This is a genomic window from Streptosporangium sp. H16 (assembly GCF_051918855.1).
Lineage (GTDB): Bacteria > Actinomycetota > Actinomycetes > Streptosporangiales > Streptosporangiaceae > Streptosporangium.
Genome location: NZ_JBPXMD010000002.1, coordinates 1 through 25,557, shown reverse-complemented (window position 1 = coordinate 25,557; position 25,557 = coordinate 1). Strand labels below are relative to the sequence as shown.

The window sequence follows — 25,557 nt, the reverse complement described above, 5'->3', positions numbered from 1 at the left end:
ACGGGGTGCTGTCCGTCAGAGCGTCATGAACACCACGTTCCCCGAGCCCCACCCCCGAGGCAAGCGGTTTTCGGCCGTACGGACCCGTGTGCCTGCACTCACTGCCATCTCACGGCGTGTGCGTCGCCGCGGCCCTCATCTTCCGTCGCGCCCGCCGAAGATCGGCGAACGGGAAACCCGCCAGGTGCCCTGGATATGCCCTCGACACAGCATCACCGCAGGCCGGAGGCCCGGCTGCTCAGAACATCGAGATGTGCGGATGGTCGAAGTGGTTGGCCGTGATGCCGCCGCGATTCGACATGAAGCGCCAGCCGGAGCCGTGGTTGATGCGCTGGCGCCAGATCACGTACTTCACGCCGAGCTTGGTCCTGTTCTTGAGGGCCCAGGCGGCGATCTCGTCGCCCAGCGCGAGGTTGGCGGCCGAGGGCATCGTGCCGCCGGTGCTCATCATGAAGTCGCAGGCGCGGCCCAGGGGGTGCTCGCCGCCGTCGTTGGCGGCCCGGTAGCAGCCGACGGAGTACGGGAGGCTGAAGCGCCGCATGACGGCGTCGCGCATGATCCGGGTGCGGTCGGTGATGTTGTCGGCACCGGTGGGCAGCTGCGGGGCCCAGCTGCCGTCGGAGCGGCGGCCGGAACCGGTGGGGGCGAGCCGGTCGAGCTTGTCCTTGACGTCGCGGATCACGTCCTCGGCCTCCTCGCGCCGGCCCTCCACCTCCTTGGCCTCGTCGCGGATCTCGTCGGTGAGCCTGGACGCCGTCTCCGACGCCTTCTTCCTGCGTTCGAGGCTGCCGGCGAAGCCCTCCAGGTAGGCGCTCTGCTGGGCGGTGAGCTGTTCCATCACCGCGGCGGCGCCCATGTCGCCGGAGAACATCAGCGCGGGCAGCCCTCCGCTGCTGCTGGTCTGGTAGCGGAGCTGGACGATGGAGTCGACCTGCCTCTTGGCCTCGACATAGATCTCCTCGGCCTTGCCCAGGTTCTGCTTGGCGACGGCCTCGGCCTTCTGCGCCTTCTTGAGGGACTCGCGCTTGGCCGCGTAGGTCTCGATCAGCCCGTCGAGTTTCTTGCCGAGTTTGGCCAGGTCGGCACGGAGTTTGGCCTCGGTCGGCTTGGGTTCCGCGCTTCCCGCGGTGGGGGCACCGATGGTGAACGCCGCGATCGAGCTCAGACAGAGGACCACAGCGGCATGCCGACGGAACGTGGGGGACGAGGCCGCCACGAACTCTCCTCTCCTTCCGCCTACCGGGTTAGCTGACGGGTTCGGGCTGGAGGAAGCCCTTCCACCGAAGTGGTTTCACCCCAGGTGCGGTGGTTCCCCGGCTCCTGGGCGAGGCGCCCAGGATTAGGCAAATCAGCGTTTACAGCCGATGTGGGAAGGATAGTAGTGGTAAACAGCAGGTCATGCGACCTCAAGACGAGACCAAGCGGTAATCAGTTCGTGATGACAGAGCGCAGAAGCTGTGCTGTTCCCTCGGGGGACACGTCGTTCACGAAGGCGCCCATGGCCGACTCCGACCCGGCGAGGTATTTCAGCTTGTCCGGCGCGCGGCGGATGCTGAACAGCTCCATGTGCGCGTACGACAGATCGCGGCCGGTGGAGACCGGCGCCTGGTGCCAGGCCGCGATGTACGGCATGGGCACGCCGAACAGCCCGTCGAGGCGGCGGAGCACGTCGGTGTAGAGGGGGCCGAACGCCGCGCGCTCCTCGGCCTCCAGCGCGACCAGGTCGGGGACCTGGCGGTGCGGGTAGAGGTGAACCTCCACCGGCCAGCGCGCCGCGGCCGGGACGAAAGCCGTCCAGTGCTCGTTCGAGCCCACCACCCGGATACCGGCCTCCCGCTCCGCGGCCAGGACGTCGGCGAACAGGTTGCCTCCGGTCCGCTCCCGGTGGCGCTCGGCCGCCCCGAGGGTGAGCCTGGTACGCGGGGTCACGTAGGGGTAGGCGTAGATCTGGCCGTGCGGGTGGGCCAGGGTGATGCCGATCTCCGCTCCCCGGTTCTCGAAGCAGAACACCTGCTCCACGCCAGGCGTCGCCGACAGCTCCGCCGTACGGTCGACCCAGGCCTCCATGACCAGCTCGACCTGCTCGGGGGAGAGCCGCGAGAACGACGAGTCGTGCTCGGAGGTGAAGCAGACCACCTCGCACCTGCCGATCCCCGGACGGACCTCGCTCAGCCCGCCGATCTCCCGGTGCTCGCCCGGCTGGGCGGAGAACGAAGGGAACCGGTTCTCGAAGACCACCACGTCGTACTCGGAGGCGGGCACCTCGGTGAGGTTGCCGGGGGTGGAGGGGCAGAGCGGGCACTCGCTGGCCGGGGGCAGGAAGGTGCGTCCCTGGCGGTGCCCGGCCACCGCGATCCACTCCTCGGTGAGCGGGTCGTAGCGCAGCTCGGAGGCGGCGGGGCGGGGCGGCAGGTCGCGCCGGTCGACCGCTCCGCGGTCGGCGTCGTCGCGCCGGTCGAAGTAGATGAGCTCCCGGCCGTCGGCCAGGTGGGTGATCGTGCGTTTCATCGGCCGGCGATCTCGCTCTCTCGCTGGGGTTCCGTGATGATCAGTTCGCCCACCGAGGCGGCGATCTCCTCACGGGCCTCCTCGGTCAGGCCGGAGTCGGTGACCACGATGTGGGCCTCGGCCAGCTGGGCGATGGTGCTGATGCCGACCGTGCCCCACTTGGTGTGGTCGGCGAGCACCACCAGGCGGTGCGCGGAGGCGACCAGCTCGCGGTTGGTCTCGGCCTCCAGCAGGTTGGGGGTGGTGAACCCGGCGCGGGTGCTCATCCCGTGCACGCCGAGGAAGAGGGTGTCGACGTGGAGCCCGCGGATCGCCGAGACCGCGACCGGGCCGACCAGGGCGTCGGAGGGGGTGCGGATCCCGCCGGTGAGCACGACCGTGCGGTCGGCCCTGGGGGAGCGGTGGAAGACGTCGGCGATCCGGATCGAGTTGGTGATCACGGTCAGCTCGGGCACGTCGACCAGGTGGTGGGCGAGCGTCCAGGTCGTGGTCCCCGCGGAGAGCGCGATCGCCGTGGCGGGCCGGACGAGCCCGGCGGCGTGCTGGGCGATCGTCTCCTTCTCCGCCTGCTGGCGCGCCGACTTGGCGGCGAAGCCCGGTTCCTCGGTCGAGCCGGGCCCGGCGGCGGTGGCGCCGCCGTGGACCTTCTCCACCAGGCCGCGCTCGGAGAGCACCTCGAGGTCACGCCGGATCGTCATGTCGGACACGCCGAGCTCCCGGACGAGATCGGCGACCCTGACCCCGCCGCTACTGCGCACCCTCTCCAGGATCGCCTGCTGCCGCTGCTGGGCAAGCATGCTTCGCTCCCCTCGCTCCCCTTAATCCACCAGATTCCACCAAATTACCACGGCGAGAACACGAAACGTTGTTGAGTATTGGTGGCTAACCGCTCACAGTCGCTCAAGCTCCGCCTCGATGTTCGCTCTCGCCGCCCCCTCCAGATCGGCGACGCGGAAGATCGCCGGGAGGTCGAGCAGCGAGCGCAGCACGGCGGCCCGCCCGGCCCTGAAGGCGTCGTCGGGGACGAAGCCGTACTCCTCGCGCACGGCCGCCGCGTAGTCGGCGTAGACCTCCGGGGACGCGCCCAGGATCGCCAGGTCCGCGTCGGACAGCACGGCCCCGTCCGCGTCGCCGGGCGCGGGGTCGTGCGTGACGGTCAGCCTGACCAGCCGGGCGACCGTCGCCACGGCCTCCGCGGACAGTCCCATCTCCGGCAGCGCGCGCTCGGCCAGCCCCGCGCTCCGCTCCTCGTTGTCGCCGCGCCGGGGGTCGTAGACGGCGTCGTGGAACCAGGCCGCCAGCCGTACGAGGTCCGGATGCTCGGCGTGGCCGGCCAGGGCGTCGACGTGGTCGAGTACGGCCTCCAGGTGGGCGGTCGTGTGATATCTGCGGTGCGGCTCGTCGTACCGGGTGATCAGTTCGCTGCCGAGGGGGTCGGCCCCGAGGCCGGCCAGGGACCGCCAACGGGCCATCAGCTTCTCGCTCATGTGACGGAGCCTAGAACCCGGCCGGTGCCGTGCCGGAGGGACGGGGCGCGAAATCGATCACGTGACCGCGCGCCGGGGTGCGGAACGTCAGGACCGGGAAAAGGCCGAGGAAGCGCAGGGGAAACCCGGGGGAACCCGGGGAAACCCGGGGGAACGCGGTCCACCGGAGTCGGGCGGATCGTCGTTCGGGCCTTGTGCGACCGGCGTTCCGGGAGGAATGTGAAGGTCTGAGCCGGTGAGATCGAGCCCCGTACGGCCCCGAGCAGGGGCCGGACCTCGCGGGACTCGGCGGGACCTCGGAGAATCTCAGGGAAGGGGTGGTCGGCATGGGCAGACGGGCGCGTAAGGCCAAGGCCCGCAGGAAGCGCAAGGCCAATCACGGCAAGCGGCCGGCCTAGTGGCCACGGCCTCCCCGCGTGAGCCGGGTGCGAGCGCCCGGGGAACGGCCGGTCAGGCGCGACGGCCCCAGGAGGCCAGCAGCCGGGTCTGCGCGTCGGTGCCGGAGGGCACCTCCCGGTGCCCTCCGGGGGGCGCGGCCTGCCGGTAGCCGGGCTCCGCGTGGCTGAACCAGGCGGCGCAGGCCTCGACCAGCTCGGGATCGAGCCGTTCGTCGGCGCCGATGGCGCGGGCCAGGTCCCACGTGTGGATGAGCGCGTCGGCGAACAGCTCGGTGACGTACTCCCGGCCGGGCACGTCGCCGAACGGCAGGTGGACGAGGCGGTCGAGGGCGTGGACGTTCGTCGCCGCCTGGATGGCGGGCACGGCCGAGGTGTCGAACGCCTTGATGGGGTCGTCGCCGAGTAGGTCCCCCTCGAAGGCGTCGCCGACCTCCGCGGAGGTCCCCCCGGCGAGCAGCACGGGGGCCCACAGGTTCTCGCCGACCACATGGTTGACCAGGGCGTGCACGTTCCAGTCGACGCACGGCGTCGGGTTCTCCCACTGGTCGGGGCCGACCCGGTGGACGAGAGCGCCGAAGTCGTCGAGCGCGCGCTGGTAAGCCTCGGGTATGTCGATGGTCATCATGCCCCTCCCGATGCCCTCCCGGGTTTCCTCCCGGCTCTCATCTTGACCGTAACCCCTGAACAGCCAGTAGTCATCGCGTCAACGGACATGACCGGCATGCCCGGGGTTGCCTAGGGGATCGGTCCGGGCACACCTGACCGAGGGGCTTCATCCCGCGGTCATCTCGACGTCAGGTTGAAGTCACGATATTTCGTGAAAATTCGTCTCATGCGCACCACGACTTTCACCCGGGCGGCCGCCGCGGCGGTCACCGGCCTGCTCCTTATGCCCGTCTCCGCGGCCCCGGCCGCCGCCGAATCCGGCCCCGGGGGCGTCAAGCTGACCTTCCTCGGTCGTTACACCACCGGTACCGTCGCCGCCGGCGCCTCGGAGATCACCGCGTACGACGCCTCGACCCGCCGGGTCTTCGTGGTGAACGCGCAGGCCGGCACCGTCGACGTGCTCGACATCCGCGACCCGCGCAAGCCGCGCAAGGTCGCCACCCTGGCCACCCCGGGCGCCAACAGCGTCGCGGTGCGCCGCGGCCTGGTCGCCGTGGCCCAGCAGGCCGCGGTCAAGACCGACCCGGGCACCGTCGCCTTCTTCGACGCCCGGAGCGGGCGCAAGCTCAGGCAGGTGACCGTGGGCGCGCTGCCCGACATGCTGACCTTCACCCCGGACGGGCGCCGGGTGGTCGTGGCCAACGAGGGGGAGCCGTCCTCCTACTGCGAGGGCGAGGTGGCCGACCCCGAGGGTTCGGTGAGCGTCGTCGACCTGAGCCGCTGGACGGTGCGGACCGCGGGGTTCGCGAAGTTCGACGCGGAGCGGCTGCGGGCCAGGGGAGTGCGGATCACCGGCCCCGGCGCCACCGCCGCCCGGGACCTGGAGCCGGAGTACGTCACCGTCGAGGGCGACACCGCCTACGTGACCCTCCAGGAGAACAACGCGCTCGCGATCGTCGACCTGGACCGGGCGGCGGTCCGCGACGTCGTCCCGCTGGGGCTGAAGGACTGGTCGAAGACCGGGTTCGACGCCTCGGACAAGGACGGGAAGATCGACATCAGGCCCCGGCCGGTGAAGGGCATGTACCAGCCCGACGCGATCGCGCACTTCCGTGACCGCGGGCGGACCTACCTGGTCACCGCCAACGAGGGCGACGGGCGCGAATGGGACTGCCACGCCGACGAGGTCAGGGTCAAGTCGCTGGACCTCGCGCTGCCCGACGCCGAGAACCTCAAGAAGGACACCGAGCTCGGCCGGCTGAACGTGGCCGCCGACTCTCCCAGGAACGCGAGCGGCGCCTACACCGAGCTGCACGCGTTCGGCGCCCGCTCGATCTCGATCAGATCCACCTCGGGAGCGCTCGTCTGGGACTCCGGCGACCAGCTGGAGCGGCTCGTCGCCAAGGAGCTGCCCGACGCCTTCAACGCCGACAACGAGGAGGACGACTCCTTCGACAGCCGCAGCGACAACAAGGGCCCCGAGCCCGAGGGGGTCACGGTCGGCGAGGTGCGCGGCCGGACCTATGCCTTCGCCGGGCTGGAGCGGGTCGGCGGGATCGTCGCCTACGACCTGGGGGACCCGCGGGCGCCGCGCCTGGCCGGGTACGTCAACACCCGTGACCTCAGCGGCTCCATCGAGGACGGCACCGCCGGGGACGTCGGTCCCGAGGGCGTGCTGTTCGTCCCCGCCTCCGACAGCCCCACCCGCCGCCCGCTCCTGGTGGTCGGCAACGAGGTCAGCGGTACCACCGCCGTCTACGAGATCCGCTGAACCTCCGCCGGACCCCGCCCCGGCGACCGCGCCGGCACGCCCGCCCCACGCCGCGAGAATCCGCGCGGCGTGGGGCTTCGCCGCGTACGGGCTCCGACGAAGCGGGGACGTTCGATGACGCGTGAGGCGTGAGGCATGAGGCGTGAGGCGTGAGGCGTGAGGCCCTGGCCGTACGGCCGCGATGACGCGTGAGGCGGCATCGCGGCCCGTACGGGTGGCCCGGCAGGGCCGCCGGGTCAGGGCAGCCGCTGCTCGACCCAGACGATCTTGCCCTTCGGGGTGAGGCGGGACCCCCAGCGGTGGGCGAGCCAGTTGATGAGATGCAGGCCGCGGCCGGTGTCGCTGGTGGTGGACGCCTCCCGCATGACCGGCTCGGACGCGGAGCTGTCGGACACCTCGCAGACCAGCGTGGGCCCGCGCAGCAGCCGCAGCTCGACCTCGCCCTGACCGTGCTCGACCGCGTTGGCGACCAGCTCGCTGACCATGAGCTCGGTGTTGTCGCAGAGCGAGGACAGCTCCCACTTGTCGAGCGTGGCCCGGACGAAACGGCGGGCATGGGAGGCGGAGCGGCGGTCGGAGGGCAGCGACGTCTCGACGAACTCGTTCTCCGTCAGCTCCGACACCCTGGCCAGCAGGAGGGCGATGTCGTCACGCTCGTGCCCGGGCCGCTGGGCGCTGATCGTGAGGTCGCAGACCTCCTCCAGATCATGGTCGGGGCCGGAGAGCAGGCCGCGCAACGCGCCGATCCCCTCCTCGATGTCCCGGTCGCGGCTCTCCACCAGGCCGTCGGTGTAGAAGGCGAGCACGGTCCCGCCGGGAAGCGTGAACTCCCGCATCTCGGCCGGCTCGTTGCCGATGCCCAGGGGGAGCCCCGGCGGCAGCTCCAGCAGCTCGGTCTCGCCGCCGGGCCGCACCAGGATCGGCGGCACGTGCCCGGCGCAGGCCATCGCGCACCGCCGGGTGACCGGATCGTAGGTGGCGTACACGCACGTGGCGATCTGACTGGCGTCCAGATCCTGGCTCATCAGGTTGAGCCGGAACAGCACGTCGGCCGGGCTCAGGTCCAGGCTGGCCAGAGTGCGCGCGGCCGTGCGGAGCTGGCCCATGGTGGCGGCGGCCCTGATGCCGTGCCCCATCACGTCGCCGACGACGAGGGCGACCCGGCAGCCGGGCAGCGGGATCACGTCGTACCAGTCGCCGCCCACCCCGACCAGGTCGCTGGCCGGCAGGTAGCGGGAGGCGATCGTCGGGCCCAGCGGCTGGGAGAGGTCGACGGGCAGCAGGCTGCTCTGCAGGGTGAGCGCGGTGCGGCGCTCGCGGTTGTAGAGCCGCGCGTTGTCGAGGCAGACGCCGGTCCTGGCCGCCAGCTCCTCGGCCAGGTTGACGTCCTGCTCGTCGAAGGGCTGGCTGGTGGGCCTGCGGGTGAAGATGACGAAGCCCAGCACCCGGCCGCGCGCCTTGAGCGGCACCACCAGGAACGAGCTGTCCTCCAGCACCTTCGACACCGAGTCGCGCTTCCAGAACCGTCCGATCTCCTCGGCGGTCCTGCGTCCCAGGCGGGGGTAGAGGATCGGGTTGCCGGTGGCCATGCACCGGGCGTAGGGGGTCCAGGCCTCGTAGACGGCCACCTCGTCCACGGGGAACGCCTTGGCGTACTCGCCGGGGGAGGGGTCGGCCACGCCGACCGCGATCCGCCGCACCAGCGCCGAGCCGTCGGTGGTCTCCTGGGGGAACTCACCCTCGGTCACCAGCCGGTCCTGGACGAGGATGCCCGCCGCGTCCGCGAAGCGCGGCACGGCGACGTCCATCAGCTCCCTGCCGGTCTCGAACATGTCCAGCGTGCTGCCGATGCGCTTGCTGGCGGCGTTGAGCAGGGACAGCTGCTCGTGCATGGATGCGGGACTGCCCATCCTGAACCCTGGCGTCGCTGGATTCTTGGTGACGAAACGGGACTTCACTCGCTCCACCGGGGTGCGGGAACCGGCGTCCACCAGGTTTCCAGTTCGAGGTCTTCTGCGATGGCGTTGGCGCCGTTGTATCCGGGGGCCGCGGAGACCGAGCCGCCCGGGTGACTGCTGGCGCCGCAGAGGTAGAGGCCGTCGACGGGGGTGCGGTACTGGCCCATCTCGGGGACCGGCCGGTTGCCGCCCAGCTGGGACGGCTCGTAGGCCCCCACGTGGTGGCTGCCGCGCACCATGTTGACGCAGTGCCGCTCGATGTCGAGCGGTGTGAAGACCCGTTTCCCCAGGACGGCGCCACTCGCCAGGTTGGGGGCGTACTCGGCCCACTCGGCGAGCAGCCGCTCCCCGACCTCCTCGCGCCGCGCGTCCCAGCTCGCCGGGTCGCCGCCCAGGTCGTACGGGGCCCACGGCCACCAGAACGCCACGTGTTTGCCGTCCGGCGCGTACGAGGGGTCGAACAAAGAGGGGCACGCGCCGTTGCCGGCCAGCCGGTCGGGCAGCCGTCCCTGGTGGATCTGGTCGAAGGTGCGGCCGAGCTGCTCGCTGTCGTCGGCGCCGAGCACCACGAGGAAGGCCCGGTCGACGTCGGGCTCGAACTCGGCGGCCCGGTAGCGCGGCGCCTCGTCGAGCGCCAGGTGGAGGGTGACGAGACTGTGCCCGGCCCACTTGTAGCCCTCGACCTTGGCCGCGATCTCCGCGCCGAAGTTCTCCGGGCCCGCCAGCCGCACGGTCTGGGGGGCGTCCACCGCGCTGGCCACGAACCGGCGGGCGGTGAGCACGTCGCCGGTGGCGAGCCGCACCCCGGTGGCCCGCCCGTCGTCGACCAGGATCCGCTCGACGTGGGCGCTGGTGACCACGGTGCCGCCGTGCTCCTCGATGACGGCGCGCAGCGCGCTCGCGACGTTGCCCGCGCCACCCACGGGCACCCCGAGCCTGGCGATGCGCGACAGCAGCCGGGGGAAGAAACCGCCGGTGCCGGGCACGTTCTCGATGGAGATCGCGTGCAGGAAGGACTTGAACAGCACCCTGACCTGGTCGCTCTCGAAGTTCCTGTCGACTGCCTCGTACAGCGACAGCGGCATGTAGCTCATCATGTCGCGGCCGAGGTCGCCCCCGACGCGCTCGGCGAGCACCGGCGGCGGCAGCGGCCTGGAGTACAGGAAGCCGTTCATCAGGCCCCTGGCGGCCTCGGCGTAGCGCTCGTACAGCTCCAGCCAGCGCGCGGCGTCGGCCCTGGAGAACCGGGCGAAGGACTCGGCGGTGCGCTTGGGATCGGTGTAGACCGTGATCGCCCGGCCGTCCCTGAAGACCGTGGCGTGCTGGGTCTCGGGGTAGATGTAGCGCAGGCCGTAACGCTGGAGCTCCAGGTCGGCGGGGACCGGGCCCTCCTCCAGGAAGTGATAGCTGCTGTGGGTGTTGTGCCGGAACCCGGGCAGCGTGAGCTCCTGGGTACTGCAACCGCCGCCCGCGACATCGTTGCGCTCGACGACCGCGACCGACAACCCCGCCTTCGCGAGGTAGGCGGCACACGTGAGGCCGTTATGGCCCCCGCCCACGATGACGCCGTCGAACTCCGACACTTTCCCTCCAGGGGGCACTCTGACTGCTGGTATGGAGGATTGTAAAGAATGATCTATATACGAACCTTGTGTTTAACAGAGATTTGTAGATATTTCCAGACGAACTAGGACTTCGCGGCGCCGAGATGGCCGAGCAACCGCGCCAGTTGCTCCCCGTACCGCTCGCCGAACTCCTCGGACGCCGGGTCCTGCCCGCAGAGCGCGCGGACCAGTTGGGGGAATATCGCCCCGGCGCCGGCCGCGGCGAAGAGCATCAGGAGCAGGCAGGCGGGGTCCAGGTCGCCGGGGAACTCCCCCTCCGCCTGTCGCCTGCGCAGGCCCTCGACGTCGCTCCGCATTCGCTGGATCAGCGAGGGGTCCTCCTCGCCGTCGTCCTGCAGTCCGCCCCAGATGAGGATCCTGGTGAGGTCGCGCTCGCGCACGGTCCCGGTGACGTAGCCGCGGATCAGTTCGGGCAGCGACGGCGACGGTGACGTCCCGGCGAAGACGCCCTCCTTGCTCTGCCACTCCGCCGTGAGCGCTTTGAGCAGCCCTTCCTTCCCGCCGAAGTAGTAGGAGATGAGCTGCTTGTTCACCCCGGCCTTGGCGGCTATCTCGCTCACCCTCGTCCCGGCGAATCCCTTGGCGGAGAACTCGGCCCTGGCCGCCTCGACGATGCGCCTCCTGGTGCGCTCGGGATCGCGCCTGCGCTCCACGGGGGCGCGGCGAGGGGTTTTGTCCATGCCTCACGGTAACACCGGCCAACCAACGGGATGAATCTATCATCCGTGTGGTTGATAAGTTCATCCATCTGGGTGATAGTGATGCCATGACCAATTCGAGAATCGCCGTCGTGGGAGGCGGGATCGGCGGCCTCTGCCTGGCGCAGGGGCTGCGCGGCGCGGGCGTCGACGTGACCGTCTACGAGCGCGACCGCACCCCCTCCGACCGGCTCCAGGGCTACCGCGTCCACATCGATCCCGACGGCTCCCGGGCCCTGCGCGACTGCCTGCCGCCCGAGCTGTGGGAGGCGTTCCTGGCGACCTCCGGCCGTGACGCCCAGGACTTCCGCTTCCTCAGCCACCGGATGCGGCCGCTGCTGACCCTGGAGAGCCGGCCCGTGGCCGACCCGGTGAACGCCCACCACTCGGTCAGCCGGATCACCCTGCGGCAGGTCCTGCTGTCCGGGCTCGACGGGCCCTCCGGCGTCGTCCGGTTCGGCAAGACCTTCGAGAGCTACAGCTGCGCCCCCGCCGACCCCGGCGGCACCGTCACCCTGCGCTTCGCCGACGGCACCACCGAGACCGCCGACATCGTGGTCGCCGCCGACGGCGGCAACTCCCGCGTCAGGCACCTGTACCTGCCGCACGCGCGGCGCGTCGACACCGGCATCGTCACGGTCGCGGGCAAGTTCCCGCTCACCGCCGCCGCCCGGGCCCTGGTCGATCCTGCCCTGTACGAGGCCGTCAACATGATCATCCCGCCGAGGGGCCTCGGCATGTTCACCGCGCCGCACGACCTCGGAGGCGCCGGAAACGCCGGAAACGCCGGAAGCACGGTCCTGCCGTCGGGGATCGGCAGGACCGAGCGGGAGGGCGCCCTGTTCGACAACACCGGCGCCTACGTCATGTGGGCCTTCGGCGCCGCGACCGGCCGCTTTCCCGGCGACCTCGCCGTGATGGACGGTGAGCGGCTCAGGGACACCGTGGCCCGGATGATCACCGGCTGGCACCCGGACCTGCGCGCGCTGGTCACCACCTCCGACCCCGCCACCGTCTCGCTGCTGCCGATCCGCACCTCGGTGCCGATCGGCCCCTGGCCCGCCACGAACATCACCCTGCTCGGCGACGCGATCCACAGCATGACCCCGATGCGGGGCATCGGTGCCAACGTCGCCCTGCGCGACGCCCGATCACTCTGCCGGGCCCTCACCGGCGCCCTCGGCGGCGGAGGCGACCCCGTCGCGGCCATCGCCGCCTACGAGGCGGAGATGCGCGAGTACGGTTTCGCGGCCGTGCGCGACTCCCTCAGGGCGGCACGGCAGTTCGTGGACGAGAACCCGGTGGCCCGGGTCGGCTTCAGGACCTTCCTGCGCACCGCCCAGCGCCTCCCGGCCCTGAGGCACAGGGCCTTCTCGTGAGACGGGACGGCCTTCGCCCGGCCCGTTCCGCCCCCGTTCACGCCATGGCCGGACCGCGGCTCGCGACCGCCCCGCGTCCGCGGGCAGGACGCCACCGGCCAGGCCCGGCCGGTCACGCCGGTGCCGGCTGCCGCTGACGGCCGGACCGGCGGACCTCACCGGTCACGGCGCTAGGCCTTCAGCTGGGTGAAGCGGAGGTGGTTGCCGAAGGGGTCACGGAGGCCGCAGTCGATTCCGTACGGGCGCTCGGTGGGCTCCTCGGTGAACTCGACGCCCCGGCCCCGCAGCGTCTCGTACGTCTTGTGGCAGTCGTCCGTGCTGAAGATGAGATGGCCGCCCATCGCGCCCTTGGTCACCAGCTCGCGAACCTGCTGCGCCGTCTCCGCGGACATCGTCGGGCCCCCCGGCTTCTCCAGCAGGATCTGGCGCTCCGGGTGGCCGGGGACGCTGACGGTCAGCCAGCGCATGAAGCCCATGTCGACGTCGGCGTTGACCTCCAGGCCAAACTTGCCCACATAGAAGTCGAGGGCCTCGTCCTGGTCGAGGACGTATATCTGCGAGTGCGTGATGGCGTTGAACATGCGAATCACGCTACTGGGCAGGCCGGAGGGAAACTTATCCGAAACTGCTGAGTTGGCGGAGGGCACGGGCAGGGCGGGCGGTCAGCCGTTCGGCCGCGTCCACGCCATCGTGAAGCACGTCGGCACGCCCACGGCCGTCGCCTCCTTGCGGTACGTCCTCGGCGACCGGCCGACGATGTCGCGGAACGTGCGGCTGAAGGTTCCCGGGCTGCCGAAGCCGACCTGGAAGCAGATGTCCGTCACGCTGCGGTCGGTGTCCCGCAGCAGGGACATCGCACGCTCGACCCGGCGGCGCTGCAGGTAGCGGTGCGGCGTCTCGCCGAACGTGGCCCGGAAGGTGCGCGTGAAGTGCGCCTCCGACACATGGGCGATCCGGGCCAGGGCCGGAACGTCCAGCGGCTGCGCGTAGGCGCGGTCCATCGCGTCCCGTGCCCGGAGCATGCGGCGGTTGGTCTCTTCGACGGCGCGGCTCACGACGCCATCACATCACGGTTCCCACCGTCGGTGACGGCTCCGGTGCCCGGTCCGCCCGCCCGGTGCTCGGGCGGGAACGTGACCGGGTCATCGCGTGGGCACTCGGGAAGGAATTCAAGGAAGCCCGCGAAAACGGATCCAAAAAACCATCGGGCACGCAACGGGCACGGAAGTTCCTGAAGTCTTGGCGAAAGATGAAAGGCCAGGTCGCCGTATGTGGGCTGACCTGGCCTTTCACCATCTGAGCGGACGACGGGAATCGAACCCGCGTAGCCGGTTCGGAAGATCTCGGTTCGCAACCCTCTGACCTGCTGCGTTCCAGGTCAGAGGCGGTCTCGCCTTGCCTGTCCCAGCCACTTACGACCTCCGCCCTTGCCCTGGCGATCATCCCGGAGTCGGAAGCCCCCGCCGGAGGCAAATAGCGCCCACGACCATAGAACCCGGGAGCGGGGTGATTGTCGGAACTGCTCGTTACTGTGGCGGCACATCCAAGAGAACGGCGGGAAGCGTGCAGCATGAAGATCACTCGTGACGATGTCGCCTGGCTTGCCCGCGACTATGCGCTCCTTGGCATATGGTGTCTGACCTTTGTTCGGGGGCTCGACGAGGCCGAGGCGTTTCGGCGTGTGGGCGTCGAGGAGGGGAGCATCCGGTCACTCACCCATGAGGAGCTGATGAATGCGTGGCCCTTCCCCCCCACCCCCAACAAGATTCTGGCGGGGCACCTGGATGGCTGGACCGTGCTCGTCGAGGTGTTCGGCAGGAAGTCGCTGGACGCCTTGCAAGCGCTGTCGGTGGGGACGGAGGCGGTGTCGGTGCAGCGGCATGATGACGCGGCCGGCTGCTTTGCCTATGCCGTTGACGGAGAACACGTAACCGCCTTCGATCCGATAGATCCCACAGAGCGGTCCGGGAGTGATCCGGATCGTCTGGTCGACCTGATGAGGGACGTGGGCTTTGATCCTGCGTACGAACTGAGCATTGAAGACGATGAGGAGAACGAGGAAGGGAGGTTCGATCGCCCGGCAGTGGACGGGGCTCTGATGCTCGCGGCGCGGTTGACTGGTGTCGTATTGACTCCGGACGTCTTGAACGGGCCGTTGCTGGGAGCCGATGTTACGGTTCATCGATCTCAGAGCTGATGTGGCGGCGCGCTGCGCCGCCGCCTTGATGGCGGCGAGCTCCTCCACGACACGCCCAAGTCGCGAGCGGGCCGCCGGGTGGTCTCCACCCCCGAAGAGATCATTCCGGAGCTGCGGGCGCACCTGAACGAGTTCGCGGAGCCGGGGGAGAACGGGCATGTCTTCATCGGGCCGAAGGGGAGATCGCTGCGGCGTTCGGGATTCCGCCGGATCTGGAACAAGATCCGCAAGGATGTCGGGCTCCCCGTCCTCCGCTTTCACGGCCTCCGGCACGTTGGTAACACTTTGGCTGCGGCCGGCGGAGCGAGCCTCGAAGAGCTGATGTCCCGCATGGGGCACGCCTCCGCGCGGGCGGCGCTCATCTACCAAGCGGCGCTCATCTACCAACACGCGAGCCGAGACCGGGACAAAGTCATCGCTGCGGCCCTGGGCAAGGCGCTGACGGTGGCACAGGAAAAAGAAAAAAAGAAAGTTAGTGGCACGCAGGTGGCACGGAAGCTCGATACGAGCGTGTGAAATCCAAAAGGCCAGGTCAACCATGTGCTGGTTGACCTGGCCTTTCGCCATTCTGAGCGGACGACGGGAATCGAACCCGCGTAGCCAGTTTGGAAGACTGGGGCTCTACCATTGAGCTACGTCCGCGCGAGCCGGCGTCAGTCTGGTCTAGACTTCATCCGTTCGTCAGGGCGTAAGCGTACCGGAGTTCCGGAGCATGCGCGCACTCGACGTACCGGGGTGTGGCGCAGTTTGGTAGCGCACCTGCTTTGGGAGCAGGGGGCCGCAGGTTCAAATCCTGTCACCCCGACGTGTGCCGGGCATCGGTTCCGACCGATGCCCGGTTCTTCGTGTACGAGGTCAAGAACTCTTCGCCGCGTGGGACGCACGGGCGGCGGGGGCGGAGGAAGGTCAGCGACGGGGGCTGAAGAAGGCCCAGACGGCCTTGCCGCCGCAGTTGAGGTGGTCCCAGCCCCACCCCTGGCTGTAGGTCTCCACGATGTAGAGGCCCCGGCCGTTCTCCGAGACGAAGTCCGGCTCCTTGGGGGTCGGAATCTCGTCGCTCGGGTCGGTCACGGCCAGGAGCACATGGGGGGAGAGGTGCACCAGGACGAGCGTGATCGGAGCGATCTCCGTCTGGGTGGGCGGACACAGCGCGTAACGGACCGCGTTGGTGACCAGTTCCGAAACCACTAGCGCTGCGTCATCGCTGAGCTCCGCCAGTCCCCAGTCGTGGAGCGTCGAGCGTGTCACGTCCCGGGCGGTCTTCACCGAGTCGGCCTGGCTGGGCAGGGGGCACGCGGTCGCGCCGGAGTGGTTGGCCCCCAGTAGCTCGTCAAAGCTCACCTGGCGGGTCGCCTGCAGGTAGTCGGCAGCCGATTTTGGCTCCTCCACCATCCTGCCGGTACCTCCCGCTGTCATCGTGAGTCTCCGTACCACTTGAGAGTTTTCAGAGCTTGTGCACCATAAGCCCAATATGCACTAGGCCATCATGGGTCACCGGAACGTCTGCTGCAAGACCCAAATGCACGTGCAGTTGCAGTGTGCAGCCGCATGGGCGGTTAAGGGGGCGACTTGGCGAATCGGGCAGGGAGTTGAGACCTTGTCATAGCGGCCGGAAGTAGTGACACTGTGTGCGCTGGCCCAAGTACACAGAGGGAGGCGAAGTGACGCAGGTTCAACCGGGATCGGGTCCCACAGCTCTGCGTATCCTCTTAGGCTCCCAACTGCGTCGCCTGCGCGAGGCCAAGGGGCTCTCGCGCGAGGAGGCGGGCCATCTGATCCGCGGATCCGAGTCCAAGATCAGCAGGATGGAGCTCGGCCGGGTAGGCCTGAGGGAACGCGACGTGGCGGACCTGCTCACCTTCTACGGGGTGGAGGACGAGCACGCCCGGTCGGCGATCATGGACCTGCTGCTGCGGGCCAACGAGCCCGGCTGGTGGCACCGCTTCAACGACCTGCTGCCCTCGTGGTTCCAGACGTACGTCGGCCTCGAGGAGGCGGCCTCCCGGATCCGCACCTACGAGGTGCAGTTCGTGCCCGGCCTGCTGCAGACCAAGGAGTACGCCAGGGCGGTCATCACCGCGGGGAGCGCCGGCATCGCGCCGGAGGAGATCGCCCGCCGCGTCGACCTGCGGATGCAGCGCCAGCAGGTGCTCGGGCGGCCCGACGGCCCGTTCTTCTGGGCCGTCATCGACGAGGCCGCGCTACGGCGCCCCATCGGAGGCGCGGATGTCATGCGAGCCCAGCTGGAGCACCTGCTCGACCTCATGCGGCAGCCGAACATCACCATCCAGGTCATGCCCTTCAGCTTCGGCGGCCACAGCGCGGAGGGCGGGGCCTTCAGCGTGCTCCGCTTCAACGACCGCGAGCTCCCCGACGTCGTCTACGTCGAGCAACTGGCCAGTGCCCTCTACCTGGACAAGCGCGAGGACGTCGACCGCTACAGCGAGGTCATGGAGCGGTTGTGCGCGGTCAGCACCACGCCCGGGGAGACGAATGACATCCTGAGGCGGATCATCAAGGAGGACTGAGCGGCCATTGGTCGCTCGATGGTGCCGCTCTGCCCTAGACTGGCCAGCGGCGCTGAACACCCGCCGCTGTGGAGCATGCCCTGATCTCGTGTGTCTCGACGGCTGTGCCAGGTGCCGCTCATGTGGGCGCGGCGCGCGAGCTTGCCGCGGTAGCCGTTACGACTTGACGCGCCCGCGATCACTCAAAGCTTGATCAAGGAGACGACCCCGTGAAGACCGCTGTGGAGGAGCTCAGCCCGACCCGGGTGAGGCTTACCGTCGAGGTGCCGTTCGAGGAGCTCGGCGAGAGCCTGCAGGCGGCGTACAAGAAGGTCGCGCAGCAGGTGCGCGTCCCCGGGTTCCGCCCCGGCAAGGTTCCGGCCCGCATCATCGAGCAGCGGTTCGGCCGCGCCGTGGTGCTGGAGGAGACCCTCAACGACGCGGTGCCCAAGCTGTACGGCCGGGCCGTCGACGAGAGCGAGATCTTCCCGGTGAGCCAGCCGGAGATCGAGGTCACCAAGATCGAGGACGGCCAGCAGGTCGAGTTCACCGCCGAGGTGGACGTCCGCCCCGGCTTCGACGTCCCCGACTACCAGGGCATCGAGGTGACCGTCCCGGTCTCCGAGGTCTCCGACAAGGACATCGACGAGCAGCTGGACGGCCTGCGCCAGCGCTTCGCCACCCTGACCGGCGTCGAGCGCCCCGCGGCCTCCGGCGACTTCGTCGTCATGGACCTGGCCGCCGCGATCGACGGCGTCAACATCGAGGAGCAGCAGGCCAACGACGTCTCGTACGAGGTCGGCGCCGGCTCGGTGCTGCAGGGCCTGGACGACGCCCTGGTCGGCCTGTCCGCGGGTGAGACCAAGGAGTTCACCACCAACCTGGTCGGCGGCGAGAACGCCGGCGAGGAGGCCGTGGTCACCATCACCGTCAAGAGTGTCAAGGAGAAGGTCCTCCCCGAGCTGGACGACGAGTTCGCCCAGCTCGCCAGCGAGTTCGACACCCTTGACGAGCTCAAGGCGAGCATCAGCGAGACGGCCCGCCGCAACAAGCTGATCGACCAGGTCGTCCAGGCTCGCGAGAACGCCCTCGACGCCCTGCTCGACAAGATCGACATCCCGCTGCCCGAGAGCGCGCTCAAGGCCGAGGTCGACAACCGCAAGCACAACCTCGAGCACCAGATCGCCGACAGTGGCCTGAGCAAGGAGGCGTACTTCCGCCTCTACCAGACCACCGAGGAGGAGCGCCTCGCGGAGTTCGACGAGAGCGCCGCCAAGGCCCTCAAGACGGGCTTCGTCCTTGACAAGATCGTCAAGAGCGAGGACCTCGGCGTCAGCGAGCAGGAGCTGACCAACTTCGTGGTGCGCCGCGCCATGCAGATGAACGTCGCGCCCAACACGCTCGCCCAGCACCTTGCCGACAACGACCAGCTCACGCTGGCCATGGTCGAGATCGTCCGTGACAAGGCCAAGAGCGTCATCGGCGACGCCGCCAAGGTGGTCGACGAGGCCGGCAACGAGGTCGACCTCAAGGCCATCTACACCGAGATCAACGGCGAGGAGGCCTCCGACACCGACGAGGCCGCCCAGGCCGACGAGGTCGAGGCCGCCAAGTAGTTCCCTGCGGAGTGGAGGTGCCGGGCCCGCCCGGCGCCTCCACCGCCCGATGCCCCCGCCGCGTTCCGCGCGACGGGGGCGTCTTCGTGTGAGGGGTGATTAGAGCGCCCTCGTCTTCCGCGTGGTGAGCGTGCCCTCGGTCTCCGGGTGGTGAGCGTGCCGCAGAGCGGTACCTGGGGGTCTCCGGCCTTCCTCCCGGCCTCCCGCCCCCTGAGGGGCCTCGCGGGCTCCTGGGCCCTCTGAGAGCCGTCGGCCCCCCTCTCCGGAGGCGGTGCCGCCGTACGGCTCTCCTCCGCGGCCCCCGCTTCCGCCCCCCTGCGGACGCGACACGCCGTACGGGCTCTGGCTTCGGAGCCTCCACCCGGGTACGCGGCAGGGGGTTCCGGACGTGGTGGGAAGGCGGCGGGCAGCATGCGCCGTCAGCGAACAGTGCGTTGAGGAGGCATGTCCGGTAGGTGACGCGCGTTAAGGTCACAAGCAAAGCCAATCGATTACGACGCATCGGAAGGTGACGCTGTGACCAGCCCGCCGACCTTCTACCAGCCGACCGGCTCCGGGCCCGAGTCGATGAGCCAGCCGAACGGCTCGTTCAGGCTCGAAGACCAGCTCTACCAGCGGCTGCTGCGTGAGCGCATCATCGTGCTGGGCACCCAGGTCAACGACGAGATCGCCAACCGGATCTGCGCCGAGCTGCTGCTGCTCGCCGCGGACGACTCGGAGCGCGATATCTGGCTCTACATCAACTCGCCAGGCGGTTCCGTAACCGCTGGTATGGCGATTTACGACATGATGGAATATGTCCCTAACGATGTGTGCACCGTCGCGATGGGTCTGGCCGCTTCCATGGGCCAGTTCCTCCTCTGCGCCGGCGAGCGGGGCAAGCGATACGCCCTGCCGCACGCCCGCATCATGATGCACCAGCCTTCCGGTGGCATCGGCGGCACCGCCGCCGACATCGCCATCCAGGCGGAGCAGATGCTCTACGTCAAGAAGACCCTCGCCGAGCGCATCGCGTTCCACACCGGTCAGAACATCGAGCAGATCGAGGCCGACTCCGACCGGGACCGCTGGTTCACGGCCGAGGAGGCCAAGAACTACGGCTTCATCGACCAGGTCGTGCGCAGCGCTCGACAGGTGCCCTCCACGGGCGCCGTCTCCTGAAGGGGCACAAGGTGAGTGAGTTGATCCGGCCGGGAGATATCAACGGCCGCTACGTTCTTCCGTCCTTCACCGAGCGCACGTCCTACGGCATGCGGGAGATGAACCCGTACGCCAAGCTCTTCGAGGACCGCATCATCTTCCTCGGCGTGCAGGTGGACGACGCGTCAGCCAACGACGTCATGGCACAGTTGCTGACTCTGGAGTCGCTCGACCCCGACCGCGACATCAGCATCTACATCAACTCGCCGGGCGGTTCCTTCACCGCCATGACGGCGATCTACGACACGATGCAGTTCGTCCGGCCGGAGATCCAGACGGTCTGCCTGGGCCAGGCGGCCTCGGCGGCGGCGGTCCTGCTGGCCGGCGGCACGCCGGGCAAGCGCTTCGCCCTGCCGAACGCCCGCATGCTGATCCACCAGCCGTCCACCGAGGGTGGCGGCCAGGGAAGCGACATCGAGATCCAGGCGCGCGAGATCCTCAGGATGCGCGCGCAGATGGAGACGATCATCGCTCAGCACTCGGGCAGGGCACCGGAGGCGGTCCGCAAGGACATCGAGCGGGACAAGATCCTTGACGCCGTCGAGGCCAAGGAGTACGGACTGATCGACGACATCATTCCGTCCCGCAAGAAACTCGCGAAGGCCGTAGCCTCCTAACGAGGCATATCGCACCGGAACCGTGCCGAATCAGGCACGTTCCGGTGCGACTCGCCGCTAGGGGGCTCACTGAGGGCTCAGAAGACGGTAACGTCGAAACCTAAGCGGGATGACTTTTCGATCGGGTATCGGGCCGGTCGGAAGAAACGGACCGCGGCAGCCAGGGCGGTCCCACGCAAAGGAGTATCTGGGGTGGCACGCATCGGCGACGGGGGAGACCTGCTGAAGTGTTCTTTCTGTGGAAAGAGCCAGAAGCAAGTCAAGAAGCTCATCGCCGGACCCGGCGTATACATCTGCGACGAGTGCATCGACCTCTGCAACGAGATCATCGAGGAGGAGCTCAGCGAGTCCTCTGAGCTCAAATGGGACAGCCTTCCCAAGCCGAGGGAGATCTACGAATTCCTCGACGCCTACGTCATCGGTCAGGACCAGGCGAAGAAGGCTCTCTCCGTGGCGGTCTACAACCACTACAAGCGGGTGCAGTCCGGCGAGCGCGGACGTGACGACGGCATCGAGCTGTCCAAGTCCAACATCCTGCTCCTGGGCCCCACCGGTTCCGGCAAGACACTGCTCGCCCAGACGTTGGCGAAGATGCTGAACGTTCCGTTCGCCATCGCTGACGCCACCGCCCTGACGGAGGCGGGCTACGTGGGCGAGGACGTCGAGAACATACTGCTCAAGCTGATCCAGGCCGCCGACTACGACGTCAAGAAGGCCGAGACCGGCATTATCTACATCGACGAGGTCGACAAGATCGCCCGCAAGAGCGAGAACCCGTCGATCACCAGGGACGTCTCCGGCGAGGGCGTGCAGCAGGCCCTGCTGAAGATCCTGGAGGGCACGACCGCGAGCGTGCCGCCGCAAGGGGGCCGCAAGCACCCGCACCAGGAGTTCATCCAGATCGACACCACCAACGTGCTGTTCATCTGCGGTGGGGCCTTCGCCGGTCTCGAGAAGATCATCGAGTCCCGGGTCGGCCGCAAGGGGATCGGTTTCAACGCGATCATCCGCTCCAAGGAAGACATCGACGGCGCTGACATCTTCGAGAACGTCATGCCCGAGGACCTGCTGAAGTTCGGCATGATCCCCGAGTTCGTCGGCCGGCTCCCGGTCATCACGAGCGTCCACAACCTCGACCGTGAGGCGCTCATCCAGATCCTCACCGAGCCGCGCAACGCCCTCGTCAAGCAGTACCGCCGTCTGTTCGAGCTGGACAACGTCGAACTCGAGTTCACCGACGACGCGCTGGAGGCCATCGCCGACCAGGCGATCCTGCGCGGCACCGGCGCCCGCGGCCTGCGGGCGATCCTGGAGGAGGTCCTCCTCTCGGTGATGTACGAGGTGCCGTCGCGGCAGGACGTGGCACGTGTGGTCATCACCCGCGAGTCGGTTCTGGAGCACGTCAATCCCACGCTCGTCCCGCGCGACCAGCTCAACAAGCAGCAGCGGCCGCCGCGCGAGAAGTCGGCCTAGAAAGCCCGCGCGAACCCTCCTGGTTCGCACGATCGGCGCCCCCCGCGGGTTCTCCCGCGGGGGGCGCCGCCGTTTTCGGCTGTCTCCGGTTCCTGCCGGTGGCATACCCGCGGCCGGCCGGTGCCCTCGCCGCCCCCCCGCCCGGCGTCCGCCGGTATCCATCCGTGTCCATCCGTGTCCATCCGTGTTCGCCAGTACTCGCCGGTGTTCGGCGTGTTCGGCGTGTTCGGCGTGTTCGGCGGTGTTCGGCGGCGAGGATCATCTCGCTCATCGGTAGAAGCCGGGGGAGAAACGGTCCGTATGGCGGTCCGTGGGACAGGGGGCACGCGGACATCCCTAGACTTGGGCATCGTGACGACGCCAGAGCTGCCTACCCAGTACGCACCCGCCGACGTGGAGACCCGGAGCTACGAGCGCTGGGTATCGGAGGGACACTTCACCGCCGACCCGAGCAGCGAGCGCGAGCCGTACAGCATCGTCCTGCCCCCGCCGAACGTGACCGGTGTCCTGCACATCGGCCACGCCCTCGACCACTCCATCCAGGACGCGCTGACCCGCCGTGCCCGCATGCGCGGCCAGGAGACGCTCTGGCTGCCCGGTATGGACCACGCCGGCATAGCCACCCAGAACGTCGTCGAGCGCGAGATCGCCAAGGACGGCCTGTCCCGGCACGACCTTGGCCGCGAGGCGTTCGTCGAGCGCGTCTGGCAGTGGAAGGAGGAGTCCGGAGGCCGGATCCTCGGCCAGATGAAGAAGCTCGGCGACGGTGTCGACTGGTCGCGGGAGCGCTTCACCATGGACCCGGGCCTCTCCCGGGCCGTCCAGACGATCTTCAAGAAGCTCTTCGACGACGGGCTCATCTACCGCGCCGAGCGCATCATCAACTGGTGCCCGCGCTGCCTGACCGCGCTGTCGGACATCGAGGTCGAGCACAGCGAGGACGAGGGTGAGCTCGTCTCGATCCGCTACGGCGACGGCGACGACTCCATCGTGGTCGCGACCACCCGGGCCGAGACGATGCTCGGCGACACCGCCGTGGCCGTGCACCCCTCCGACGAGCGCTACGCGCACCTGATCGGCCGCGAGGTGGAGCTGCCGCTCACCGGGCGCCGCATCCCGATCGTCGCCGACGAGCACGTCGACCCCTCCTTCGGCACCGGGGCGGTCAAGGTCACCCCGGCGCACGATCCGAACGACTTCGAGATCGGGCGGCGCCACTCGCTGCCGTCCATGACGATCATGGATGAGCGGGGAGTGGTCACCGCGCACGGCCCGTTCCAGGGTCTCGACCGTTTCGAGGCCAGGCCCGCTGTGGTGGCCGCGCTCCGCGCGGAGGGCCGGATCGTCACGGAGAAGCGTCCCTACCTCCACTCGGTCGGGCACTGCTCGCGCTGCAAGACCGTGGTCGAGCCCCGGCTCTCCCTCCAGTGGTTCGTCAACGTCTCTCCCCTGGCGAAGGCGGCGGGCGACGCGGTCCGCGACGGCCGGACGAAGATCCACCCGCCGGAGCTGGCCAAGCGCTACTTCGACTGGGTCGACGACATGCACGACTGGTGCATCTCCCGGCAGCTGTGGTGGGGACACCGCATTCCTGTCTGGTACGGCCCCGACGGAGAGGTCGTCTGCGTCGGCCCCGACGAGCAGGCGCCCGAGGGCTACGTTCAGGACCCCGACGTCCTCGACACCTGGTTCTCCTCCGGGCTCTGGCCGTTCTCCACCCTCGGCTGGCCGGACAAGACGCCGGAGCTGGCCAAGTTCTACCCGACCTCCGTCCTGGTGACCGGCTACGACATCCTGTTCTTCTGGGTGGCCCGGATGATGATGTTCGGCATCTACGCCATGGACGGTGAGCCGCCGTTCAGGACCGTGGCGCTGCACGGCATGGTCCGTGACCAGTACGGCAAGAAGATGTCGAAGTCGTTCGGTAACGTCGTCGACCCGCTCGACTGGGTCGAGCGCTTCGGTGCCGACGCCACCCGCTTCACGCTGCTGCGCGGCGCCAACCCCGGCTCCGATGTGGCGATCAGCGAGGAATGGGCCGGAGGCTCACGCAACTTCTGCAACAAGATCTGGAACGCCACCCGCTTCGCGCTGATGAACGGCGCCGTGACGGGCGAGCTCCCCACCGAGGAGCTGACCGCCGCGGACCGCTGGATCCTCTCCCGGCTCCAGGAGATCGTCGCGTCGGTGGACACCGCGTTCGAAAGCTTCGAGTTCGCCAAGATCTCGGACCTGCTCTACCACTTCGCCTGGGACGAGGTCTGCGACTGGTACGTGGAACTCGCCAAGATCCAGATCGCTTCGGGCCAGGAGCACACCCGGCTCGTGCTGGGCCACGTCTTCGACTCGCTGCTTCGCCTGCTCCACCCCCTGGTGCCGTTCGTCACCGAGGAACTATGGCGTGCGGTCACCGGGCGCGAGTCGATCGTGGTCGCCCCCTGGCCGACGGTCCAGGAGTCGCTGCGCGATCCCTCGGCGGAGGAGGAAGTCCTCGCCATGCAGGGGCTGATCACAGAGGTGCGCAGGTTCCGTTCCGACCAGGGCCTCAAGCCGGGCCAGCGGGTCGCCGCACGGCTTTCACTCGCCGGTACGGCACTCGCCTCCCACGAAGGGGCGATCCGGTCGCTGCTCCGGCTCGACCAGCCGTCCGAGTCGTTCGCCGCGACCGCCAGCCTTGACGTGGGCGGCATCGCCGTGGAGATCGACACGGCCGGGACGATCGACGTGGCCGCCGAGCGCAAGCGCCTGGAGAAGGATCTCGCGGTGGCGCGCAAGGAGGCGGCCCAGGTCGCGGCCAAGCTCGGCAACGAGCAGTTCATGGCCAAGGCGCCCGACGACGTGGTGACCAAGGTGCGCTCCCGGGCGGCACAGGCTGACCAGGACATCGAACGGTTGCTCGCCCAGCTGGAGTCGCTGCCGGCCGGCTGACTTCTGGCCTGACCGACTCCCGGCAGCGCGAGCCGGCGACAGGGCTTGTCCCGACAGGTCGTGAGCCGGGCGGGGACTTTGCCCGTGCAGGCAGGGACCTGGTCTGAGCAGCGGGAAGGGGACGGCTCCGGACTGGTGGCCGCTTTGACGAGAACCCAGGGTTTCTTGACCCTGGGTTCTCGTGTTTGAGGGCTGGCGTCCCAGGGAAGACCTAGTTCTTACCGGGAAGTTGGTCATCGCAGCCCTGGGGGACTGCTAGAGTTCTTTATGCAGGGCGGTGTCCTGCACCTCCCTTCCAAAAATCCCGACAAATCGGGCGTGTCCACACGATTGGACAACGACCGGATGTTGGAGTAAGTTAGAGGGGTTGCCCTGGAAACGGGGCAGTCGCAATCCTAGCGGGTTCGGCGGGATCGAGTCGAGAGTCGGAAATCCGACAGTTTGACACGAAACCGGCACTTCCGATAAGATAGTGACACGAAATGGAACGCCCCGGAGTTCTGCCGGACCGGTTGGTCGGGTCAGGGTGATGGTGTACGCGTCCGTTTCTTGAGAACTCAACAGTGTGTTAAAAGCCAGTGCATGAAGC

The 25,557-nt window shown here is 68.8% G+C and carries 21 protein-coding genes, 2 tRNA genes and 1 riboswitch; of the genes, 11 read left to right on the top strand and 12 right to left on the bottom strand.

Annotated features, from left to right (window positions below; genetic code table 11):
- Positions 1–238: 238 nt before the first annotated feature.
- The 5 genes from ACTOQ2_RS03070 to ACTOQ2_RS03050 all read right to left on the bottom strand — a co-directional run bounded on the left by ACTOQ2_RS03070 (position 239) and on the right by ACTOQ2_RS03050 (position 5,015).
- Entirely contained in the window at positions 239–1,177 is a 939-nt protein-coding gene (locus ACTOQ2_RS03070; protein WP_440098108.1) for a coiled-coil domain-containing protein, read from the bottom strand.
- A gap of 42 nt (positions 1,178–1,219) precedes the next feature.
- A riboswitch (cyclic di-AMP (ydaO/yuaA leader) is annotated at positions 1,220–1,356 on the bottom strand.
- Between the two features lie 72 nt (positions 1,357–1,428).
- Complete coding sequence (gene galT / locus ACTOQ2_RS03065; protein WP_440098106.1) at positions 1,429–2,508, bottom strand: galactose-1-phosphate uridylyltransferase; 1,080 nt, start codon at positions 2,506–2,508, stop codon at positions 1,429–1,431.
- Entirely contained in the window at positions 2,505–3,305 is an 801-nt protein-coding gene (locus ACTOQ2_RS03060) for a DeoR/GlpR family DNA-binding transcription regulator (RefSeq protein ID WP_440098104.1), read from the bottom strand. Before ACTOQ2_RS03060 ends, galT begins: the two co-directional genes overlap by 4 nt.
- Positions 3,306–3,398: 93 nt before the next feature.
- Entirely contained in the window at positions 3,399–3,995 is a 597-nt protein-coding gene (locus ACTOQ2_RS03055) for an HD domain-containing protein (protein WP_440098102.1), read from the bottom strand.
- Between the two features lie 450 nt (positions 3,996–4,445).
- Entirely contained in the window at positions 4,446–5,015 is a 570-nt protein-coding gene (locus ACTOQ2_RS03050) for a TIGR03086 family metal-binding protein (protein ID WP_440065965.1), read from the bottom strand.
- A 210-nt stretch (positions 5,016–5,225) separates the two neighbouring features.
- On the opposite strand from ACTOQ2_RS03050, the gene ACTOQ2_RS03045 reads away from it, so the two are divergent.
- Positions 5,226–6,770: a choice-of-anchor I family protein gene (locus tag ACTOQ2_RS03045; protein WP_440098100.1), complete on the top strand. Its 1,545-nt coding sequence runs from the start codon at positions 5,226–5,228 to the stop codon at positions 6,768–6,770.
- A gap of 236 nt (positions 6,771–7,006) precedes the next feature.
- Here the strand turns inward: ACTOQ2_RS03045 and ACTOQ2_RS03040 are convergent, their stop codons facing one another.
- The 3 genes from ACTOQ2_RS03040 to ACTOQ2_RS03030 all read right to left on the bottom strand — a co-directional run bounded on the left by ACTOQ2_RS03040 (position 7,007) and on the right by ACTOQ2_RS03030 (position 11,033).
- On the bottom strand, positions 7,007–8,680 hold the full coding sequence (locus ACTOQ2_RS03040; protein WP_440098099.1) for an ATP-binding SpoIIE family protein phosphatase: 1,674 nt from the start codon (positions 8,678–8,680) through the stop codon (positions 7,007–7,009).
- A gap of 44 nt (positions 8,681–8,724) precedes the next feature.
- Complete coding sequence (locus ACTOQ2_RS03035) at positions 8,725–10,311, bottom strand: phytoene desaturase family protein (RefSeq protein WP_440098097.1); 1,587 nt, start codon at positions 10,309–10,311, stop codon at positions 8,725–8,727.
- A 104-nt stretch (positions 10,312–10,415) separates the two neighbouring features.
- Positions 10,416–11,033 (bottom strand): TetR/AcrR family transcriptional regulator, encoded by a 618-nt coding sequence (locus tag ACTOQ2_RS03030; RefSeq protein WP_440098095.1) that lies wholly within the window; start codon positions 11,031–11,033, stop codon positions 10,416–10,418.
- A gap of 86 nt (positions 11,034–11,119) precedes the next feature.
- Here ACTOQ2_RS03030 and ACTOQ2_RS03025 point away from each other — a divergent pair, with 86 nt between their 5' ends.
- A complete protein-coding gene (locus tag ACTOQ2_RS03025; RefSeq protein WP_440098093.1) occupies positions 11,120–12,430 on the top strand; it encodes an FAD-dependent oxidoreductase in 1,311 nt (436 codons plus the stop codon).
- 170 nt (positions 12,431–12,600) lie between these two features.
- On the opposite strand, the gene ACTOQ2_RS03020 is transcribed toward ACTOQ2_RS03025, so the two are convergent.
- Both ACTOQ2_RS03020 and ACTOQ2_RS03015 read right to left on the bottom strand, forming a co-directional pair.
- Entirely contained in the window at positions 12,601–13,011 is a 411-nt protein-coding gene (locus ACTOQ2_RS03020) for a VOC family protein (RefSeq protein WP_440098092.1), read from the bottom strand.
- 81 nt (positions 13,012–13,092) lie between these two features.
- Positions 13,093–13,485 carry an AraC family transcriptional regulator gene (locus ACTOQ2_RS03015; RefSeq protein WP_362686783.1) on the bottom strand — a complete coding sequence of 131 codons (393 nt, stop codon included), beginning with the start codon at positions 13,483–13,485 and terminating at the stop codon, positions 13,093–13,095.
- 515 nt (positions 13,486–14,000) lie between these two features.
- On the opposite strand from ACTOQ2_RS03015, the gene ACTOQ2_RS03010 reads away from it, so the two are divergent.
- On the top strand, positions 14,001–14,627 hold the full coding sequence (locus tag ACTOQ2_RS03010; protein WP_440098091.1) for a DUF6461 domain-containing protein: 627 nt from the start codon (positions 14,001–14,003) through the stop codon (positions 14,625–14,627).
- A 78-nt stretch (positions 14,628–14,705) separates the two neighbouring features.
- A complete protein-coding gene (locus ACTOQ2_RS03005; protein ID WP_440098090.1) occupies positions 14,706–15,143 on the top strand; it encodes a tyrosine-type recombinase/integrase in 438 nt (145 codons plus the stop codon).
- A gap of 55 nt (positions 15,144–15,198) precedes the next feature.
- Here the strand turns inward: ACTOQ2_RS03005 and ACTOQ2_RS03000 are convergent.
- A tRNA-Gly gene (locus ACTOQ2_RS03000) sits at positions 15,199–15,269 on the bottom strand.
- 89 nt (positions 15,270–15,358) lie between these two features.
- On the opposite strand from ACTOQ2_RS03000, the gene ACTOQ2_RS02995 reads away from it, so the two are divergent.
- Positions 15,359–15,432, top strand: a tRNA-Pro gene (locus tag ACTOQ2_RS02995).
- Between the two features lie 101 nt (positions 15,433–15,533).
- Here ACTOQ2_RS02995 and ACTOQ2_RS02990 read toward each other — a convergent pair.
- On the bottom strand, positions 15,534–16,043 hold the full coding sequence (locus tag ACTOQ2_RS02990) for an ATP-binding protein (RefSeq protein ID WP_440098089.1): 510 nt from the start codon (positions 16,041–16,043) through the stop codon (positions 15,534–15,536).
- A 245-nt stretch (positions 16,044–16,288) separates the two neighbouring features.
- Between ACTOQ2_RS02990 and ACTOQ2_RS02985 the strand changes: the two genes are divergently transcribed.
- From ACTOQ2_RS02985 to ACTOQ2_RS02960, 6 genes are all read left to right on the top strand, one after another.
- Positions 16,289–17,155 carry a helix-turn-helix domain-containing protein gene (locus ACTOQ2_RS02985; RefSeq protein ID WP_440065975.1) on the top strand — a complete coding sequence of 289 codons (867 nt, stop codon included), beginning with the start codon at positions 16,289–16,291 and terminating at the stop codon, positions 17,153–17,155.
- Positions 17,156–17,364: 209 nt separating this feature from the next.
- Entirely contained in the window at positions 17,365–18,750 is a 1,386-nt protein-coding gene (gene tig / locus ACTOQ2_RS02980) for a trigger factor (RefSeq protein ID WP_440065976.1), read from the top strand.
- 516 nt (positions 18,751–19,266) lie between these two features.
- Positions 19,267–19,911 carry a ClpP family protease gene (locus ACTOQ2_RS02975; RefSeq protein ID WP_386161284.1) on the top strand — a complete coding sequence of 215 codons (645 nt, stop codon included), beginning with the start codon at positions 19,267–19,269 and terminating at the stop codon, positions 19,909–19,911.
- An 11-nt stretch (positions 19,912–19,922) separates the two neighbouring features.
- Positions 19,923–20,567 (top strand): ATP-dependent Clp protease proteolytic subunit, encoded by a 645-nt coding sequence (locus ACTOQ2_RS02970; protein WP_326642780.1) that lies wholly within the window; start codon positions 19,923–19,925, stop codon positions 20,565–20,567.
- Between the two features lie 192 nt (positions 20,568–20,759).
- Positions 20,760–22,040: an ATP-dependent Clp protease ATP-binding subunit ClpX gene (clpX, locus tag ACTOQ2_RS02965; protein ID WP_329084422.1), complete on the top strand. Its 1,281-nt coding sequence runs from the start codon at positions 20,760–20,762 to the stop codon at positions 22,038–22,040.
- Positions 22,041–22,340: 300 nt separating this feature from the next.
- The gene (locus ACTOQ2_RS02960) at positions 22,341–24,968 is read left to right on the top strand and encodes a valine--tRNA ligase (RefSeq protein ID WP_440098087.1); all 2,628 of its coding nucleotides are present in this window, start codon (positions 22,341–22,343) and stop codon (positions 24,966–24,968) included.
- Positions 24,969–25,557: the final 589 nt, after the last annotated feature.

What these genes read in the sequence shown, in the direction of transcription:
- ACTOQ2_RS03010 (WP_440098091.1), top strand. Translation starts at nt 14,001, where the DNA reads ATGAAGATCACTCGTGACGATGTCGCCTGGCTTGCCCGCGACTATGCG.
- ACTOQ2_RS02990 (WP_440098089.1), bottom strand. Translation starts at nt 16,043, where the DNA reads ATGACAGCGGGAGGTACCGGCAGGATGGTGGAGGAGCCAAAATCGGCT.
- galT (WP_440098106.1), bottom strand. Translation starts at nt 2,508, where the DNA reads ATGAAACGCACGATCACCCACCTGGCCGACGGCCGGGAGCTCATCTAC.
- ACTOQ2_RS03060 (WP_440098104.1), bottom strand. Translation starts at nt 3,305, where the DNA reads ATGCTTGCCCAGCAGCGGCAGCAGGCGATCCTGGAGAGGGTGCGCAGT.
- ACTOQ2_RS02960 (WP_440098087.1), top strand. Translation starts at nt 22,341, where the DNA reads ATGGCGGTCCGTGGGACAGGGGGCACGCGGACATCCCTAGACTTGGGC.
- ACTOQ2_RS03030 (WP_440098095.1), bottom strand. Translation starts at nt 11,033, where the DNA reads ATGGACAAAACCCCTCGCCGCGCCCCCGTGGAGCGCAGGCGCGATCCC.
- ACTOQ2_RS03045 (WP_440098100.1), top strand. Translation starts at nt 5,226, where the DNA reads ATGCGCACCACGACTTTCACCCGGGCGGCCGCCGCGGCGGTCACCGGC.
- ACTOQ2_RS03020 (WP_440098092.1), bottom strand. Translation starts at nt 13,011, where the DNA reads ATGTTCAACGCCATCACGCACTCGCAGATATACGTCCTCGACCAGGAC.
- ACTOQ2_RS03040 (WP_440098099.1), bottom strand. Translation starts at nt 8,680, where the DNA reads ATGGGCAGTCCCGCATCCATGCACGAGCAGCTGTCCCTGCTCAACGCC.
- ACTOQ2_RS03055 (WP_440098102.1), bottom strand. Translation starts at nt 3,995, where the DNA reads ATGAGCGAGAAGCTGATGGCCCGTTGGCGGTCCCTGGCCGGCCTCGGG.
- ACTOQ2_RS03050 (WP_440065965.1), bottom strand. Translation starts at nt 5,015, where the DNA reads ATGACCATCGACATACCCGAGGCTTACCAGCGCGCGCTCGACGACTTC.
- ACTOQ2_RS03025 (WP_440098093.1), top strand. Translation starts at nt 11,120, where the DNA reads ATGACCAATTCGAGAATCGCCGTCGTGGGAGGCGGGATCGGCGGCCTC.